This is a genomic window from Microbacterium sp. GCS4 (genome assembly GCF_001262495.1).
Classification (GTDB): Bacteria; Actinomycetota; Actinomycetes; order Actinomycetales; family Microbacteriaceae; genus Microbacterium.
On sequence record NZ_LGYE01000002.1, the window covers coordinates 110,049 to 125,595 of the forward strand.

General features: G+C 69.6%; 15 protein-coding genes. 9 read left to right on the plus strand and 6 right to left on the minus strand.

The window, feature by feature from the left end:
• The first annotated feature begins 74 nt into the window (after positions 1-74).
• The 4 genes from AKH00_RS07755 (at position 75) to AKH00_RS07770 (ending at position 4,311) form a co-directional block, all read left to right on the plus strand.
• Positions 75-644: a J-domain-containing protein gene (locus tag AKH00_RS07755; protein WP_050722173.1), complete on the plus strand. Its 570-nt coding sequence runs from the start codon at positions 75-77 to the stop codon at positions 642-644.
• A gap of 70 nt (positions 645-714) precedes the next feature.
• Positions 715-2,679, plus strand: a complete 1,965-nt coding sequence (locus tag AKH00_RS07760; protein ID WP_050722174.1) for a M13 family metallopeptidase — start codon at positions 715-717, stop codon at positions 2,677-2,679.
• Between the two features lie 232 nt (positions 2,680-2,911).
• Positions 2,912-3,835 carry a serine hydrolase gene (locus AKH00_RS07765; protein ID WP_050722175.1) on the plus strand — a complete coding sequence of 308 codons (924 nt, stop codon included), beginning with the start codon at positions 2,912-2,914 and terminating at the stop codon, positions 3,833-3,835.
• A gap of 56 nt (positions 3,836-3,891) precedes the next feature.
• A complete protein-coding gene (locus AKH00_RS07770) occupies positions 3,892-4,311 on the plus strand; it encodes a hypothetical protein (protein WP_050722176.1) in 420 nt (139 codons plus the stop codon).
• 44 nt (positions 4,312-4,355) lie between these two features.
• Here the strand turns inward: AKH00_RS07770 and AKH00_RS07775 are convergent, their stop codons facing one another.
• Positions 4,356-5,798 carry an MFS transporter gene (locus tag AKH00_RS07775; protein ID WP_050722177.1) on the minus strand — a complete coding sequence of 481 codons (1,443 nt, stop codon included), beginning with the start codon at positions 5,796-5,798 and terminating at the stop codon, positions 4,356-4,358.
• Between the two features lie 55 nt (positions 5,799-5,853).
• Complete coding sequence (locus tag AKH00_RS07780; protein ID WP_050722178.1) at positions 5,854-7,323, minus strand: peptide MFS transporter; 1,470 nt, start codon at positions 7,321-7,323, stop codon at positions 5,854-5,856.
• Between the two features lie 48 nt (positions 7,324-7,371).
• Between AKH00_RS07780 and AKH00_RS07785 the strand changes: the two genes are divergently transcribed.
• The 3 genes from AKH00_RS07785 (at position 7,372) to AKH00_RS07795 (ending at position 10,240) form a co-directional block, all read left to right on the plus strand.
• Complete coding sequence (locus AKH00_RS07785; protein ID WP_050722179.1) at positions 7,372-7,989, plus strand: hypothetical protein; 618 nt, start codon at positions 7,372-7,374, stop codon at positions 7,987-7,989.
• Positions 7,990-8,040: 51 nt separating this feature from the next.
• Positions 8,041-8,730: a GNAT family N-acetyltransferase gene (locus AKH00_RS07790; protein WP_050722180.1), complete on the plus strand. Its 690-nt coding sequence runs from the start codon at positions 8,041-8,043 to the stop codon at positions 8,728-8,730.
• Positions 8,731-8,854: 124 nt separating this feature from the next.
• Entirely contained in the window at positions 8,855-10,240 is a 1,386-nt protein-coding gene (locus tag AKH00_RS07795) for a glycine--tRNA ligase (protein ID WP_050722181.1), read from the plus strand.
• 6 nt (positions 10,241-10,246) lie between these two features.
• Here AKH00_RS07795 and AKH00_RS07800 read toward each other — a convergent pair whose 3' ends face one another.
• Positions 10,247-11,206, minus strand: coding sequence for a helix-turn-helix transcriptional regulator (locus tag AKH00_RS07800; protein ID WP_050722884.1), 960 nt, complete (start codon positions 11,204-11,206; stop codon positions 10,247-10,249).
• A gap of 67 nt (positions 11,207-11,273) precedes the next feature.
• On the opposite strand from AKH00_RS07800, the gene AKH00_RS07805 reads away from it, so the two are divergent.
• Together AKH00_RS07805 and AKH00_RS07810 are read left to right on the plus strand one after the other, a co-directional pair.
• A complete protein-coding gene (locus tag AKH00_RS07805) occupies positions 11,274-12,419 on the plus strand; it encodes an epoxide hydrolase family protein (RefSeq protein WP_050722182.1) in 1,146 nt (381 codons plus the stop codon).
• A 97-nt stretch (positions 12,420-12,516) separates the two neighbouring features.
• On the plus strand, positions 12,517-12,999 hold the full coding sequence (locus tag AKH00_RS07810) for a hypothetical protein (protein ID WP_050722183.1): 483 nt from the start codon (positions 12,517-12,519) through the stop codon (positions 12,997-12,999).
• 29 nt (positions 13,000-13,028) lie between these two features.
• Here AKH00_RS07810 and AKH00_RS07815 read toward each other — a convergent pair whose 3' ends face one another.
• The 3 genes from AKH00_RS07815 to AKH00_RS07825 form a co-directional block, all read right to left on the minus strand.
• On the minus strand, positions 13,029-13,454 hold the full coding sequence (locus tag AKH00_RS07815; RefSeq protein WP_050722184.1) for a DUF1801 domain-containing protein: 426 nt from the start codon (positions 13,452-13,454) through the stop codon (positions 13,029-13,031).
• On the minus strand, positions 13,451-14,026 hold the full coding sequence (locus AKH00_RS07820; RefSeq protein WP_050722185.1) for an HhH-GPD-type base excision DNA repair protein: 576 nt from the start codon (positions 14,024-14,026) through the stop codon (positions 13,451-13,453). Before AKH00_RS07820 ends, AKH00_RS07815 begins: the two co-directional genes overlap by 4 nt.
• 194 nt (positions 14,027-14,220) lie before the next feature.
• Positions 14,221-15,528 carry a glutamyl-tRNA reductase gene (locus AKH00_RS07825; protein WP_050722186.1) on the minus strand — a complete coding sequence of 436 codons (1,308 nt, stop codon included), beginning with the start codon at positions 15,526-15,528 and terminating at the stop codon, positions 14,221-14,223.
• Positions 15,529-15,547: the final 19 nt, after the last annotated feature.

The following is a 15,547-nucleotide window of genomic DNA, read 5'->3' on the forward strand; positions in this document are numbered from 1 at the left end:
CGCCGACGCCCGGTTCAGGAGCGCGGCGTACGCTGGAAGCGCGGGCAGAGTCGACGATGCTGCGGAGGTGAGTCATGTCGGATCCCCGGGAGGCCGCGGCCCGATATCGCGCTCAGCAGCGGGCCGAGAGCGCGGACGAGCGCGGCCCGGAGGACGCGGAGGCGGGATCCGCACCCGGCGTCGCAGCCGCCGTCGATCGGGCGGCGTACATCGAGACCGCGATCCAGGTCGCGATCCGCCGCGGCGAGTTCGATGACCTGCCGGGCGCGGGCAAGCCCCTGGAGGGTCTCGGCGGGCACCACGACCCGGACTGGTGGATCCGTCGCAAGATCGAGACCGAGAATCTCACGGGGCTCGGACCTCCCGCCATCATGCTGCGCGCCGAGGATCGCGACCTCGACGCGCAGCTCGACGCACTCGGCCGCGAGGCCGATGTGCGCGAGGTGCTCGAGGACTTCAACCGCCGCGTCATCGAGGCGCGGCGCCAGCTGCAGGGCGGTCCTCCCGTGGTCACCCCGACGCGCGATGTCGACATCGAGATCGCGGCATGGCGGGAACGCCGTGCCGCGAGGACCACGGTCGCGGCCGACGAGGCCCCTGCCGCGCCTCGACGCCGCCGGTTCGGCATCCGTCGCCGGACCTGAGGCGCGGAGATCCTCCGCGTCCGGGGATCCGCTCCGTCCCTAATGTCGGACCGCGGCCTAGGCTGGTCGCATGACCGACGTGCTTCCCTCCGGCCTCGAGACCACCGAGTTCAGCTCCGACATCCGCCCGCAGGACGACCTGTACCGCCACGTCAACGGCGCCTGGCTCGACCGCACCGAGATCCCGGGTGACAAGGCCCGCTGGGGATCCTTCCACCTGCTGGCCGAGCAGGCCGAGAAGGACGTGCGAGCCATCATCGAGGAATCGCAGGATGCCGCCGACGGCACGCTCGCACGCAAGATCGGCGACCTGTTCGCGAGCTTCATGGACACCGAGCGCATCGCCGCGGCGGGCGCGACGCCGCTCGCCGCGACGCTCTCCGAGATCGACGCGATCGACGGCATCCCCGAGCTGCTGCGTGTTCTCGGCGAGTACGACCGGGACGGCAGGGCCCACCTGCTCGGCTTCTACGTCGACGGCGATCCCGGCGATCCCGAGCGCTACGTCCCGGTCATCCTGCAGGCCGGACTGTCTCTCCCCGACGAGAGCTACTACCGCCTCGACACGTTCGAGGGCACGCGGGCGGCGTACCGGGCCCACCTCGAGCGTCTGCTCGCGCTCGCCGGCGTCGAGGATGCGGCGGCGCAGGCCGAGCGGTCGATCGCTCTCGAGGGCGAGATCGCCACGCGCCACTGGGACAACGTGCGCAGCCGCGATGCGGTCGCGACCTACAACCTCAAGACCTGGGACGAGGTCCAGCAGCTCATCGGCGTCGACCTGGCACCGTGGCGCGATGCGGTGGCGCCGAGCAACCCGTCGGCCTTCGCCGAGGTGGTGGTGTCGCAGCCGAGCTTCCTCGAGGGTCTCGGCACGCTGCTCGTCGTCGAGCGTCTCGATGAATGGAAGGCGTGGCTCCGCGCCCAGGTCGTGCATGCGGCCGCGCCGTACCTGACCGACGACATCGTGCAGGAGAACTTCTCCTTCTACGGCACTGAGCTCTCCGGCGTGCCCTCCATCCGCGAGCGCTGGAAGCGCGGTGTCTCGGTCACGGAAGGGGCGCTCGGCGAGGCGATCGGCAAGGTCTACGTCGAACGGCATTACCCGCCGACGGCGAAGGCCGCCATGGATGAGCTCGTCGCGAACCTCATCGAGGCGTACCGGCGCAGCATCACGGAGCTCGAATGGATGACGGCCGAGACCCGCGAGCGCGCGCTCGCGAAGCTCGATGCGTTCACGCCCAAGATCGGCCACCCCGAGGTGTGGCGCGATTATTCGACGCTGACGATCGATCGTGAGGATCTGCTCGGCAACGTGCGTCGCGCGGCGATCTTCGAGCACGACCGCCACGTCGACAAGGTCGGGAAGCCGATCGACCGCACCGAGTGGCACATGCCGCCGCAGATGGTCAACGCGTACTACAACCCGTCGATGAACGAGATCGTGTTCCCCGCGGCGATCCTGCAGTACCCGTTCTTCGATGCGTCTCGCGACGCGGCCGCGAACTACGGCGGCATCGGCGCGGTGATCGGCCACGAGATCGGACACGGCTTCGACGATCAGGGCAGCCGCTACACGGGAGACGGCAAGCTCGAGGACTGGTGGACGGATGCCGATCGCGCGGCATTCGAGGAGCGGACCAAGGCACTGATCGCCCAGTACGACGCGCTCGTGCCGGAGGGGCTCGACGCCGAGCACCACGTGAACGGCGCGCTGACGATCGGCGAGAACATCGGCGACCTCGGCGGGCTCGGCATCGCGCTCAAGGCGTACGAGCTCTCGCTCGACGGCGCCGAGGCTCCGATGGTCGACGGCTACACGGGTGTGCAGCGGCTGCTGCTGTCGTGGGCGCAGGTGTGGCAGCAGAAGAGCCGCGAGGCCGAGACCCTGCGGCTGCTGACGATCGATCCGCACTCCCCGAACGAGTTCCGCTGCAACCAGATCGTCCGCAACATCGACGCGTTCTACGACGCTTTCGGCGTCACGGAGTCCGATGCCCTGTGGCTCCCCGCGGGCTCGCGCGTCACGATCTGGTGAGCTCGCGCGTCACGATCTGGTGAGCGCTCGTGTCCCGGAGTCCGATGCTCTGGAGTCTGTCGGGAGCGCTCCCCACCATTCGGCGAGCTCTCCCGTTTCCGCCGCGTGACGTTCTGGTGACCAATCTCCGCCGTCTGTGGGGCATCCACATCCGACGGGGTTACGATATCCGTGCCGTGGGGGACGAACCCCGCGGCTACCCGCCAATCCACACCCCCTGTAAGGATCACGCGTGGGCGCTCCCGAGCCTGTCGATGGGCCACCTCTGGCCTCGCTGCGCCGCTCTCAGCGAGCCAGCCGCCGCTTGCCGCGCCGTGCCGCGGCCGGACGTCGATCGTTCACGGCGACGCTGCGGGCGCTCGAGCAGCTCGCGGATGCCGGGGCGCAGGTGTCGGTGCACGTCGTCGATCTCGACAACCACGTGCACGTCCTGTCCGGCGACGACCACGTGACGATGCCGGTCGCGGGGCTCGGCGTCGTCCCGTTGCTGATCGAGGTCGCCGCGGCTTTCGAGGCCGGAGCGCTCGATCCGCTCGAGATCGTCGAGCGCAGCGCCGTCGACTCGGTGTCGACGTCGGGTCTGTGGCGGCATCTGCACGCCCCCGCGCTCCCGCTCGAGGATCTCGCGGTCCTCGCGGCGACGGCGGGCGACCCGATCGCCGTGAACGCCCTTCTGCACCGTGTGGGCCATGACCGGGTGCGTCGGCGCATCGAAGACCTCGGCCTGCGCCGCACGGCGCTGCTCGACCGGTTCCGCGATGAGCGCGGCCCGGATGACGCGCCGCAGGTCGCGGTGGGCTCGGCGCGGGAGTTCGCGGGGCTGTTCTCGGCCCTCGTGAACTCGCAGGTGGTCGATGCGCCGGTGAGCGCGCAGGTCGCGGAGTGGCTCAGCCTGAACCAGGATCTCAGCCTCGTGGCGGCATCGACGGGCCTGGATCCTTTCGCCCACGACCACGACGCTCACGGGCTGCTCTTCATCAACAAGACGGGTCGCGACCGCGGGGTGCGTGCCGAAGCCGGCGTGCTCGCGGGCCCGCGCGCGGGGGTCGGATACTCGATGATCGTCTGCTTCGACGACCTCTCGATCACACACCGCCTGCGGGCTCACGACGCGTTCCGGGTGCTGGGCGTCGAGCTCATGGAATACACGCACTAGTCGGAGAACACGTACTAGTCGGAGAACACGCACTCGTCGGAGTACGCTATCTGGTCATGCCCCGCTCAGACTGGACCCCGCATCGCCGCGACGACGGCGAGCTGCTGGGCTGGATCCATCCCGAAGGCGTCGGCTGGGTCGCGGTCGACGTGCTCGGGCGTCCGGTGTCGGCGCCGGTCGAGTGGCTCGACGCCGAGGCCGCTCTGGAGGATCACGGCATCGCGTGGCTCGCGGATCCGTGGATGCTCGAGGGTGAGGACGAGGGTGATTCCGTGGGCGAGGGCGACCGGGCGCTGCGTGTGCGGATCCTCGAGGTCACTCCGGATGAGGACGGGACTCCGGGGCGCATCGTGGTGAAGGTCGACGATTTCGGGGACGTGACCCGGCCCCCGACGCAGCGGTTCTCGCTCCCGTGGCCGATCCCCGCGCGTCTTCGTCCGCCGCGTCACGACGACCCGGACCCGCGGGTGCTCTGAACGGGGGNGGGGGGGTGGGGGGGGGGGGGGGGGGGGACTCGTCGTCAGCCGGGCAGTGACGGATGCTGCTCGCTCGCGCGCTGACGCGGGATGAACAGCGACAGCACCACGGCGACGACGCCCGCGGCGATCGCGAGCCAGAAGCACAGGTCGAATGCTGCACGCGTGGGGATGGCGGCGCCGTCGACCTCCACGCTCATCGCCGCGAGCACGCCGCCCATGACGGCCGAGGCGCTCGAGGTGCCCACCGAGCGGAACAGCGCGTTCAGGCCGTTCGACGCACCGGTCTCGTTGGCGGGCACGGAGCGCATGATGATCATCGGCATGGCGGCGAATGTGAACCCGATGCCCACGCCGATGAGGATGTTGCCGACGAGGATGTGCCACACCTCGCTCGACCACAGCAGCACGAACAGGTAGGCGAGCACGATCGCGGAGGCGCCGACGGTGAACAGCGGGCGCGGTCCGACCGTGCGCTCGAGCCACCCCGAGAGGGGCGAGATCACCATCATGACGAGTCCGGCGGGCATCACGACGAGCGCCGCCGACACCATGTCGAGCCCGAAGCCGGAACCGGTCGCGACCGGCATCTCGAGCAGCTGCGGGAAGGTCACGTTCGAGGCGAACAGCGCGAATCCCATGCCGATCGCGGCGATGTTGGTGAACAGCACTGCGGGTCGGGCGGCGACGCGCAGGTCGAGCAGGGGATCGGTCGTCCGCAGCTGATACCAGCCCCACAGGAGCAGCACGCCGAGTCCGCCGAGGATGCAGGTGAGCGTGAGAGGAGCGGTCCAGCCCCATTGCGCGCCGCGGGAGACGAACAACAGGATGCCGGTGAGGCCGATGGCCAGTCCGATCGCGCCGACGACGTCGAGCCGACCAGGTGTGCGGAGCACGTCCTCCGGCACGGCGAGGAGCACGAGTGCGAGCCCGATCAGCCCGAGCGCCGCGGCGAGCCAGAACAGCCAGTGCCAGTCGGCGTTCTCGGCGAGGAGCGCGGCGACCGGCATCCCCACGGCTCCGCCGACGCCCATGGTCGCGCTCATCAGGGCGACGGCGGTGCCGAGACGTTCGGGCGGCAGGACGTCGCGCATGATCGCGATGCCGAGCGGCACGACGCCCGTCACGGCGCCCTGGAGGGCCCGGCCGATGATGACGCCGACGATCGAACCCGACAGGGCGGCGATGAGGGAGCCGACGATCAGGAGCGCGAGCAGAACGATCACGACGCGACGTTTGCCGTACATGTCGCCCAGGCGGCCCGAGATCGGCGTCGCGACGGCCGCGACGAGCAGAGTGATCGTGACGACCCAGGTGGTGTCCTCGCGCGAGGCGTTCAGCAGGCGGGGGAGCTCGGCCTGCAGGGGCACGACGAGGGTGAACATGAAGGACGCGCACAGGCCGGCGAAGGCGAGGACGGCGATCGTCGCCCAGCGGGGGACCTGTCGGGAGAGTCGTCTGCGTGCGCGATCGTCGTTCTCTCCCATCATTCCAACATATCGGCGCAGGGAGTGCAGGGGTCCGGATGGGCAGTGTGACCCCTCAGCTCACACCCTTCATGAGCCGCAGCACCGGCTTCACCGAGAGGAGCAGGCCGGCGCCCACGAGGATCGCGATGCCGCCCAGGATCGCGAAGTACGGCACCTCGTTCTTCGGATCGTAGAAGCGCACGAGCCAGCCGGAGATCGCGGTTCCGAGCGCGATCGACAGGAAGAACAGCGCCACCATCTGCGTGTGGAAGACCTTGGGTGCGAGCTTGGTCGTGACCGACAGCCCGACCGGGGAGATCAGGAGCTCGGCGATCGTGAACACGAGCAGGATGCCGACGATCGCGAGCAGCGGCGTCGAGTTCGCGGCGCCGTTCGCGAAGATCAGGAACAGCAGGAACGCCGATCCCATGATCATGGCGCCGAGCGCGAACTTGACCGGGGTCGAGGGCTGGCGGGCGCCGAGCCGCGTCCAGATGGCGGCGAACACTCCCGACAGGATGATGATGAACACCGGGTTGATCGACTGCACCCAGGAGACCGGCATCTCGAAGCCGAAGATGTTGCGGTCGAGGCGCTCGTCCGAGTACACGGTGAGCACCGTGAACTGCTGCTGGTACAGGGACCAGAACGCTACGCTCGTGACGAACAGAGGCAGGAAGCCCCACACGCGCGAGCGCTCGGTCGCATCGATCCGGCGGCTGCTGAGGATGACGGCGAAGTAGGCGATCGCCGCGACGACCGTGCCGATGATCACGATGGTCGAGAGGTTGTCGGGCTTGATCACGCCGAGCAGCACCAGGGCGACGATCACGATGATCGCGGCCGCCGCGACGACCGCGACGAGCGGGTAGCGCTTCGCGGGGAGCGGGTTGGGCACGCGTCGAGCCTCGCCGGGCAGTCCTCGGCGGCCGAAGGCGTACTGCACGAGGCCGAGCGTCATGCCGATCGCGGCGAGTCCGAACCCGAAGTGGAAGCCGAGGGTGGATTGCAGGATGCCGGTGAGGATCGGTCCGAGGAAGGCGCCGAGGTTGATGCCCAGGTAGAAGAGCGAGAACCCGGCGTCGCGGCGGGTGTCGTCGGCGCTGTACAGCGTGCCGACGACGGAGGTCGCGTTGGCCTTGAGTCCGCCGGAGCCGAGCGCGACGAGCACGAGTCCCACGCCGACGCCGAGGAAACCGGGCAGCAGGGCGAGCGCGACGTGGCCGGCGACGATCACGATCGCGCTGAGGAACAGCACGCGCTCGGAGCCCAGCATCCGGTCGGCGATCCACGCGCCGAGGATGGTCGAGAGATACACGGAGCCGCCGTACGCTCCGACGATCCCGCCCGCGACGGCCTGCGGGAGTCCGAGGCCGCCCTCCGTGACGGAGAAGTACAGGTAGATCAGCAGGATGCCCTGCATGCCGTAGAAGCTGAAGCGCTCCCACATCTCGACGCCGAAGACGTGGACGAGCGCCCACGGCTGCCCGAAGAAGCGGGTGTCCTGGCGGTCGCTCGCGCTGGTCTGCTCTGCGGTGCTCATTCTTCGACGGTACTCCGCAGACGCCCTTCGGGGTGATTCGATAGGGGGATGGGCACCTTGGAACAGCATCCGGCAGACAGCGACTGGCACCGGTGGGCTCCCATCGGCGAGACGCTCGATGCGACCAGCGTCCCGGGGAGCGGTCCTGCCCCGAGCATCGCGGCCTTCGAACTGCTCCCCCTGGATCGGATGCTCGTGCCGGAGAAGCCTCGGAACGGGGAGCTCGACCCGTCGACCTGCGGACACTGTCGGCCCTCGGAGCACACCATCTGGCAGGACGACGAGTGGCGGGTGAATGCGGGCTTCGGTGGACCGACGGGGCTGCCGTTCGTCGCCGCGATCTCGCCGCGCCGACACGTGCGACTGGAGGATGCACCCGTCGAGGTGCTCGCGGGGCTCGGCCCTGTGATGCAGCGTGTGTCGGAGGCGGCGAAGGCGATCCCCGCTGTCGCCCGCGTGCACTTCTCCCGCTGGAACGACGGGAGCGCGCATCTGCACCTGTGGGCGTATGCCCGCCCCCTGGGCATGATGCAAGGCCGCGGCGCGATCCTCCCGTACTGGGAGCAGTGTCTTCCGGCGATGCCCGACGCGATGATGGCCGAGTACCTCGATATCGTCGCTCGCGGCCTCGCAGCAGGCGGGGGAGAGGCCTATCCGAACCGCTGACACCCCGGGGTCGGGTTTCGCACCTGAGGCGATGAGGGACAGACTGTGAGGGTGCGAACCATCCGTGATCTCGACACCGTTGAACTCATCATCGACGCGCAGGGCCTGCTGGACTCGATCCGCGGCCCCGAACGCGTGATCGACGCTGGCACTCTGCGCGCGCTGCAGCAGTCCGGCAACTACGTCGTGGGCCTGTTCGACGGCGAAGGCGGGGAAGAGCGCATGGTCGGAGCCTCGATCGCGTTCTTCGGCGCTCCGGCTCAGCGGGCGATGCACTCCCACATCACGGCGCTGCTTCCGGAGTACCGGGGGCGCGGCTGGGGGCGCGAGCTCAAGGAGCACCAGCGCCAGTGGGCGTTCTCCCGCGATGTCGGCCGCATCACGTGGACGTTCGACCCGCTCGTCGCACGCAATGCGCACTTCTTCCTCTCGGTGCTGGGCGCCCGCGTGACCGGATACTCGATCAACCGCTACGGCATCTTCGGCGGAGGGGATGCCGGTGACGAGAGCGACCGTCTCGATGTCGAGTGGGCGCTCGCGGACATCGCCAAGGCTCCGGCATCCGACCTCGTGGTCGAGACGCTCGAGATCCCTTCCGACATCGAGGCCCTGCGGGAGTCGGATCCCACCGCGGCCCACGAGTGGCGCACCCGCCTCCGCGCGCAGATGGAGGGCCTGCTCGGCAGCGGTCTGCGGATCGCGGGCTTCGACGTCGAGCAGGGCTACCTGTTCACCGCGTGACGGGGCTGTTCACCATGTGATGGGGCTACCTGATCACTCGCGCATAATCCAGCGCGGATAGGATTGACGTGCCCGGGTTCCCGGGTTTCTCCGCATCCTTCCCTCTCCGACCATTGGAGCCACCGTGGCCGAACAGTCTCGTCTCGACAAGGTCATCGCCCTCGCCCGCCACCGCGGGTTCGTCTTCCAGGCGGGTGAGATCTACGGCGGTTCCCGGTCCGCCTGGGACTACGGACCCCTCGGCACGGAACTCAAGGAGAACATCCGCCGCCAGTGGTGGCAGACGTTCGTGCGGGGTCGCGGCGACATGGTCGGCCTGGACTCGAGCATCATCCTGCCGAAGCGCGTGTGGGAGGCGTCGGGTCACGTCGCGACCTTCAGTGACCCACTCGTGGAGTGCCTCAGCTGCCACAAGCGCTTCCGCGCCGACAACCTCATCGAGGACTTCGAGGCGCGCAAGGGCCGCAAGGCCGAGAACGGTCTGGCCGACGTCCCGTGTCCGAACTGCGGCACCAAGGGGCAGTACACCGAGCCCAAGGACTTCTCGGGTCTCGTGAAGACGTACCTCGGCGTCGTCGACGACGAGTCCGGCCTCTACTATCTGCGTCCCGAGACCGCCCAGGGCATCTTCGTGAACTTCTCGAACGTGCTCACCGCGAGCCGCAAGAAGCCGCCGTTCGGCATCGGCCAGGTCGGCAAGGCCTTCCGCAACGAGATCACCCCCGGCAACTTCATCTTCCGCACGCGCGAGTTCGAGCAGATGGAGATCGAGTTCTTCACCCCGCCGGCCGACGCGCCGGAATGGTTCGCGCACTGGGTCGAGGCCTGCTGGAACTGGTTCATCGATCTCGGCATCGACCCCGAGAACATGCGCCAGTTCGACGTGCCGGAGGAGGACCGCGCGCACTACTCCACCGGCACGATCGACGTCGAGTACCGGTTCGGCTTCCAGGGCAAGGAGTGGGGCGAGCTCATGGGCGTCGCGAACCGCACCGACTACGACCTGTCGAGCCACAGCGAGGCCTCCGGCCAGAGCCTCACCTACTTCGACCAGGCCTCGGGCGAGCGGTACACGCCGTACGTGATCGAGCCCTCGTTCGGTCTGACGCGCGCGATGATGGCGTTCCTCGTCGACGCGTACGTCGAGGAGGAGGTGCCGAACGCGAAGGGCGGCACCGACGTCCGCACCGTGCTCAAGCTCGACCCGCGTCTCGCTCCCGTGAAGGCCGCCGTTCTCCCGCTGTCGCGCAACGAGCGTCTGTCGCCCCTCGCCCGCGAGGTCGCGGACACGCTGCGCACCTCCTGGGCCGTCGACTTCGACGACGCCGGGGCGATCGGGCGCCGCTATCGCCGTCAGGACGAGATCGGCACGCCGTTCTGCGTCACGGTCGACTTCGACTCGCTCGACGACCACGCCGTGACGGTGCGCGACCGCGACACCATGGCCCAGGAGCGCGTGGCGATCGACGAGCTGCACGCCTACCTCGCGGAGCGTCTCCGGGGCGCCTGAGTCGGTTCACCCCGATCCGGCGACAGCGCGTGCGTATCGCTCCGACAGCACGCGCAGTCGCGGGATCAGCTCGGGCGGCGACTCGACCGTGAAATCCAACATCAGCATCCCGATGTACGCCGCGACCGTGTCGAGGCTGTCGGCGCCGGTGACGAGGATGCAGTGGGTGTCGTCAACCGGTTCGACGACACCCACGGCGGCATGGATGCGGTCGAGCACGGCCTCGGCGGGGGCGTCGATGCGCAGCCGCGCGTGCACGACCCATCCGCTCACGGCGATCGTGCGCATCGCGAAGGCGGTGTAGTCGCCGCCGGGGAGCGGCTGCGGTGCGAAACGTCGCCGTGTCGGCATCCGCAGTCCCATCCAGTCGACCCGGAACGTCGTCCACTCCTCGCTCTGCGGGTCCCGGCCGACGAGGTACCAGCGGCGATGCCAGGTGAGCAGGCGGTAGGGCTCGATGAGAACGGCCGCGTCGGCGTAGTCGAAGCGCAGCCACTCCTGGTTGCGGATCGCGGTGGCGATGGCCTGCAGCGTGCCGGCGTCGACCTCGGGATCGGGAGCATCGGTGTCGTTGTTCTCGGGGGCCCTGTCGACGCTCGACCGCAGGGCGTCGACCGTGGGGCGCAGATGCGAGGGCAGGACCTGCTCGAGCTTGGCGAGGGCGCGAGCACCGGAGTCCGCGATCCCTGCGATGCCGGCCGCGGCGCGGAGTCCGACCGTGACCGCTACGGCCTCTTCGTCGTCGAGCAGCAGCGGCGGGAGCTTGCCTCCGGCGCCGAGCCGATAGCCGCCCGTCGATCCTCGCGTGGCGTCGACGGGGTAGCCGAGGTCGCGCAGGCGCTCGATGTCGTGACGGATCGTGCGAGCGGAGACTCCGAGCCGTGCGGACAGCTCGCTGCCCGAGCGCCCTGGCGCGGTCTGCAGCTGTGCCAGGAGCGCGAGCAGGCGGGCGGTCGGATCGGTCATGACATCTCCGAGAATCGATGCTTCCATTAGGAACATATTCAACCTAATGGGTTCCTACCGTGGAGATATGGAAAACACGAACCTCACCTTCAGCCCCTTCACGGTCTCGATCTCCGCCGCCGAGGTCGCCGATCTGCATGATCGCCTCGCCCGCACCCGACTGCCGCAGCCCTCGCCCACGGACGACTGGGATGCCGGTACGCCGAACTCCTACCTCCGCGAGGCGATCGCCGCCTGGCGGGCGTTCGACTGGTCGGCCGCTCAGGACCGGATCAACGCCGTGCCCCAGTTCACGACGGAGATCGACGGCCAGACAATCCACTTCCTGCACGTGCGCTCCCGGCACGAGGGCGCCACGCCACTGCTGCTCGCGCACACCTATCCGGGGTCGTCCGTCGACTACCTCGACCTGATCGACGAGCTCGTCGACCCGGTCGCGCACGGAGGTCGTGCCGAGGATGCGTTCGACGTCGTGATCCCCGACGCCCCGGGCCATGGGTTCTCACAGCCGCTCGCGTCGTCCGGATGGACCACCGCCCGCGTCGCGGAGGCCTACGACCGCCTCATGCGCGGACTCGGCTACGACAGCTACGGCATCCACGGCTCCGACAACGGCGCGATGGTCGCCCGCGAGCTGGGGCTGCGGGAGCCCGAGGGGTTCCTCGGACTTCACGTGCTGCAGCTGTTCTCGTTCCCGTCGGGCGACCCGGCGGAGTTCGAACGACTCGAGCCGCAGGACTACGCCGGCCTCGAGCACATGCAGTGGTTCCAGTCGGTCGGCGGCTACAACACCATGAACTCCTCGCGTCCGCAGACGGTCTCGGTCGGGATCAGCGATTCCCCCGTCGGCCTCCTCGCCTACAGCGAGCTGTTCAACTCCTTCGGCAACGGCACCTCGCTCGTGCCGCTCGAGACGATCCTGCTCGAAGTCAGCGTGAACTGGTTCGCGAACGCGGCCTCCGGCATGAACCGCAGCTATCTGGAGAACGCTCGAGCGGATGCCGGGGAGGAGGCCGCGCCGCGCATCAACGCCGCGCGCACCGGGGTCGCCGTGTTCGCCGACGACTTCCAGACCATCCGGGTCTTCGCCGAGCGCGACAACTCGAACATCGTGCACTGGAGTCGCTTCGACGAGGGCGGCCATTTCGCAGCCCTGGAGCGTCCGGCCGTGCTGGCCGGGGACATCCGCGCTTTCTTCGCCGATCGCCGCTGAACCGCATCCCCGCCGAGCCCCTCGCGTCCCCTGACGCGAGGGGCTCGGCGTGCGGGTGCTCCCGGGCCTACCATGTCCTCATGATCGGGGACGTCTCATGATCGAGGAGTGGAGCGAGTTCAACGTTGCGATGGCGGGCGCGACCGCCGCCCTCGCCGGCCTCGTGATCGTCGCGGCCAGCGTCAACATCGCCGAGATCGTGAAGTCGCGCACGCTCACGGCTCGGCTGCTCGCGGGGATCGCCGCGCTCGTGCTCGCACTCGCCGTCTCCGCGCTCGGACTCGTCCCCGATATCGACCTCGTCTGGTACGGCATCCTCATGGTCCTGGCGACGCTGCTGATGTCGGTGTTCCAGGTGAACGTCACGCGGCTGATCGCACGGGACCCGGATCCGGCCGACCGCGCACGCCCGCTCAAGTACCTCATCGGCTTCCTGCCGCTCACCGCGTACCTCGTCGCCGGCGTGCTGGTGGCGGTGGGGCATCCTTCCGGCCTGTACGCGGCCGCTGCCGGGTGTCTGCTCGCGATCGTCTCCGCGATCGTCGTGTCGTGGGTGGCCCTCGTCGAGGTCCTGCGCTGAGCGTCTCGGCGGGCTGAGAACCCTGGCCGTCAGCCTGTGACGGTGATCTGCACGTCCGGGGTGCCGCCGGCCTCCATCCACGCGAGGGACGTCTCGAGGATCCCCCGGAGCACGTCCAGATCGATCAGCTCGAGATCCTTGATGTAGACGCAGCTCGCGCCGGTGGTGTGCGGGCCGAGAGAGCTCAGCGCCTCCGCGTGCGCGTCGGTGCCTTCGAAGAGGTAGATGGTCGTCGCGGCCGCCCGGGGCGCGAACCCGAGGAGTCCGCTGTCGCCCTCCGTGCCGGTGGGGTAGCGGTAGTGGCAGGATCCGAAGCCGATGATCGTCCCCCAGGTCGCGGGCGCGCGGCCGGAGACCTCCTGCATGAGTGCGGTGAGGGTCTCGGCGTCGCGTCGCCGGCTCGCCGGCGTGGCGCGAGCGATCAGGCCGGCGACGTCGTCGCCCGTGGGCTTCACGCCTTCGCGGCCTTGGCCGCGGCCTTCATGGCCTTCTTGTGCTCGCGCACCTTGGTGAGGGACTCGGGGGAGACGATGTCGGCGACGCTGCGGAACGAGCCCTCCTCGCCGTAGGCGTCGGCCGCTTCGCGCCACCCCTCGCCCGCGAACCCGTACTGCTTGCCGAGCAGGGCCAGGAAGATCTTCGCCTTCTGCTCCCCGAACCCCGGCAGAGCCTTCAGGCGCTTCAGAACCTCGGCGCCGTTCGGGTCGCCCTGGGTCCACAGCGCCGCCGCGTCACCGCCCCAGTGGTCGACGAGGTCCTGGCACAGCGTCTGGACGCGGGTCGCCATGGAGCCGGGGAAGCGGTGCACGGCCGGGGTGGTCTTGAACGCCTCGAGGAACTCCTCGGGGTCCATGCCGGCGATGGATGCGGCGTCCGCCGCGCCGGTGCGCTGCTCGATCTTGAGGGGCCCGGCGAACGCGGTCTCCATCGGCACCTGCTGGTCGAGCAGCAGGCCCACGAGGAGGGCGAGCGGGTTGTCGGTCAGCAGCGCGTCGGCGGCGGTGTCTCCGGTGATGTGAAGGGCCATGCGTCCAGTGTGACAGTCCCTGTTCACAGACGCTGCAGTCGCCGCGCGACGGGGCCTTCGATCCGGGCGATGGAGATCTTGACCTCGGCGATCTCGGCCCGGATCGCGGAGCGCGGATGCGCGGACGACGGTCTCCGTGGAGAAGTCTCGCTCGGGAGCGGCCGTGGAGGGAGGGTTCCGGCGGGGCCTGTGATTCAGGCGGTCGCTGCGTCGTCCGGAATCGCGGTCTGCGCGGGCTCGACCGGCTCGAGGCCGTACAGCGTCGAGAGCGCGGCGGCGAACTCGTCTGCGCGACCGGCGTCGGCGAGCTCGTGGGCGCGCGTCGTCGGTGCGTGGAGGAGCACCCCGGCGAGGTGGCGCAGCGCCTGCTCGACCTTTCCGTCCTCGTCTCCACGCGCGCGGGCGCGGTCGATCTCGGAGTCGAGCAGCGCGAAGATGTGCGAGCGCAGCGCGACCACCGACGGGGTGACGCTCTGGCGACTGCCGACCACGTGGAACGTGTCGGCGGCCTCGCGGACGACCGAGCGCGCGGCATCCGTCGCCTGCAGCTCCTCGAGCGGCGCGTGCAGGCTGATCGTCTCGAGGTCGAGCAGCGAGACGCCCTCGAGCGCGGCGACGGCCGGATCGACGTTGCGCGGCATGCCGAGGTCGATCACGAGCTGGCTGTGCGAGGTCACGGGGCAGCCGACGGCGGAGAGCCCGGTCGGAGCCTCGAGCTGCGCGGGCGTCAGCACCGGCTCCGTGGCCGTCGTGCAGGTGATCAGCAGGCTCGATCGTGAGGCGACACGCGCGTAGTCCGCAGCCGCGACGGCACGGAGGCCGTGCTTCGCGGCGAACTTCTCGGCGCGTCCGGACGGCGAGTACACCGAGATGTCGACGGCGCCGCGCTCGCGCAGCGTGGCCAGGGTCACGGCCGCGTACGCGCCGGTGCCGACGAGCAGCACCCGCTCTGCCGACCAGTCCGCGATCCGGCTGTCGGCGAGTTCGAGGGCGAGGCGCACGAGCGATCGGCCGGCGCGACCGAGGGCTGTCACGTTCTTGACCTTGCGCTGAGCCTGGCTCGCGCGCTGGAACAGTCGCTCCAGCTCCGGCGACGTCGTGCCGTCCTTGCGGGCGCTCTTGAGCGCGCGACGAACCTGGCCCGCGATCTCGCCCTCGCCGGACACCACGGATTCGAGCCCCGAGGCGACCGAGAACAGGTGCTCGGCCACGTGGCGGCCGGAGTGCACCTCATAGGCGCCGTCCAGCTCGGCGACGGTGATGCCGGTCGCGGACTCGACGGCCTCGAGCACGGCCTCGACGCCGATCGCGCCGGCCGCCGTGACGGGCTCGTCCATCTCGACGTACGCCTCGAAGCGGTTGCACGTCGCCAGCACGACAGCACCCTGCACGCACGACGCTGCGTCCACCACGGTGGAGGCGACGTCGTCGGGGGTGCGGCTCAGGCGTTCGAGCAGTTCGAAGGAGGCGGTCTTGTGACTCGCCGTGACACACAGCAGCACCCCATGAGTCTACCCCTCC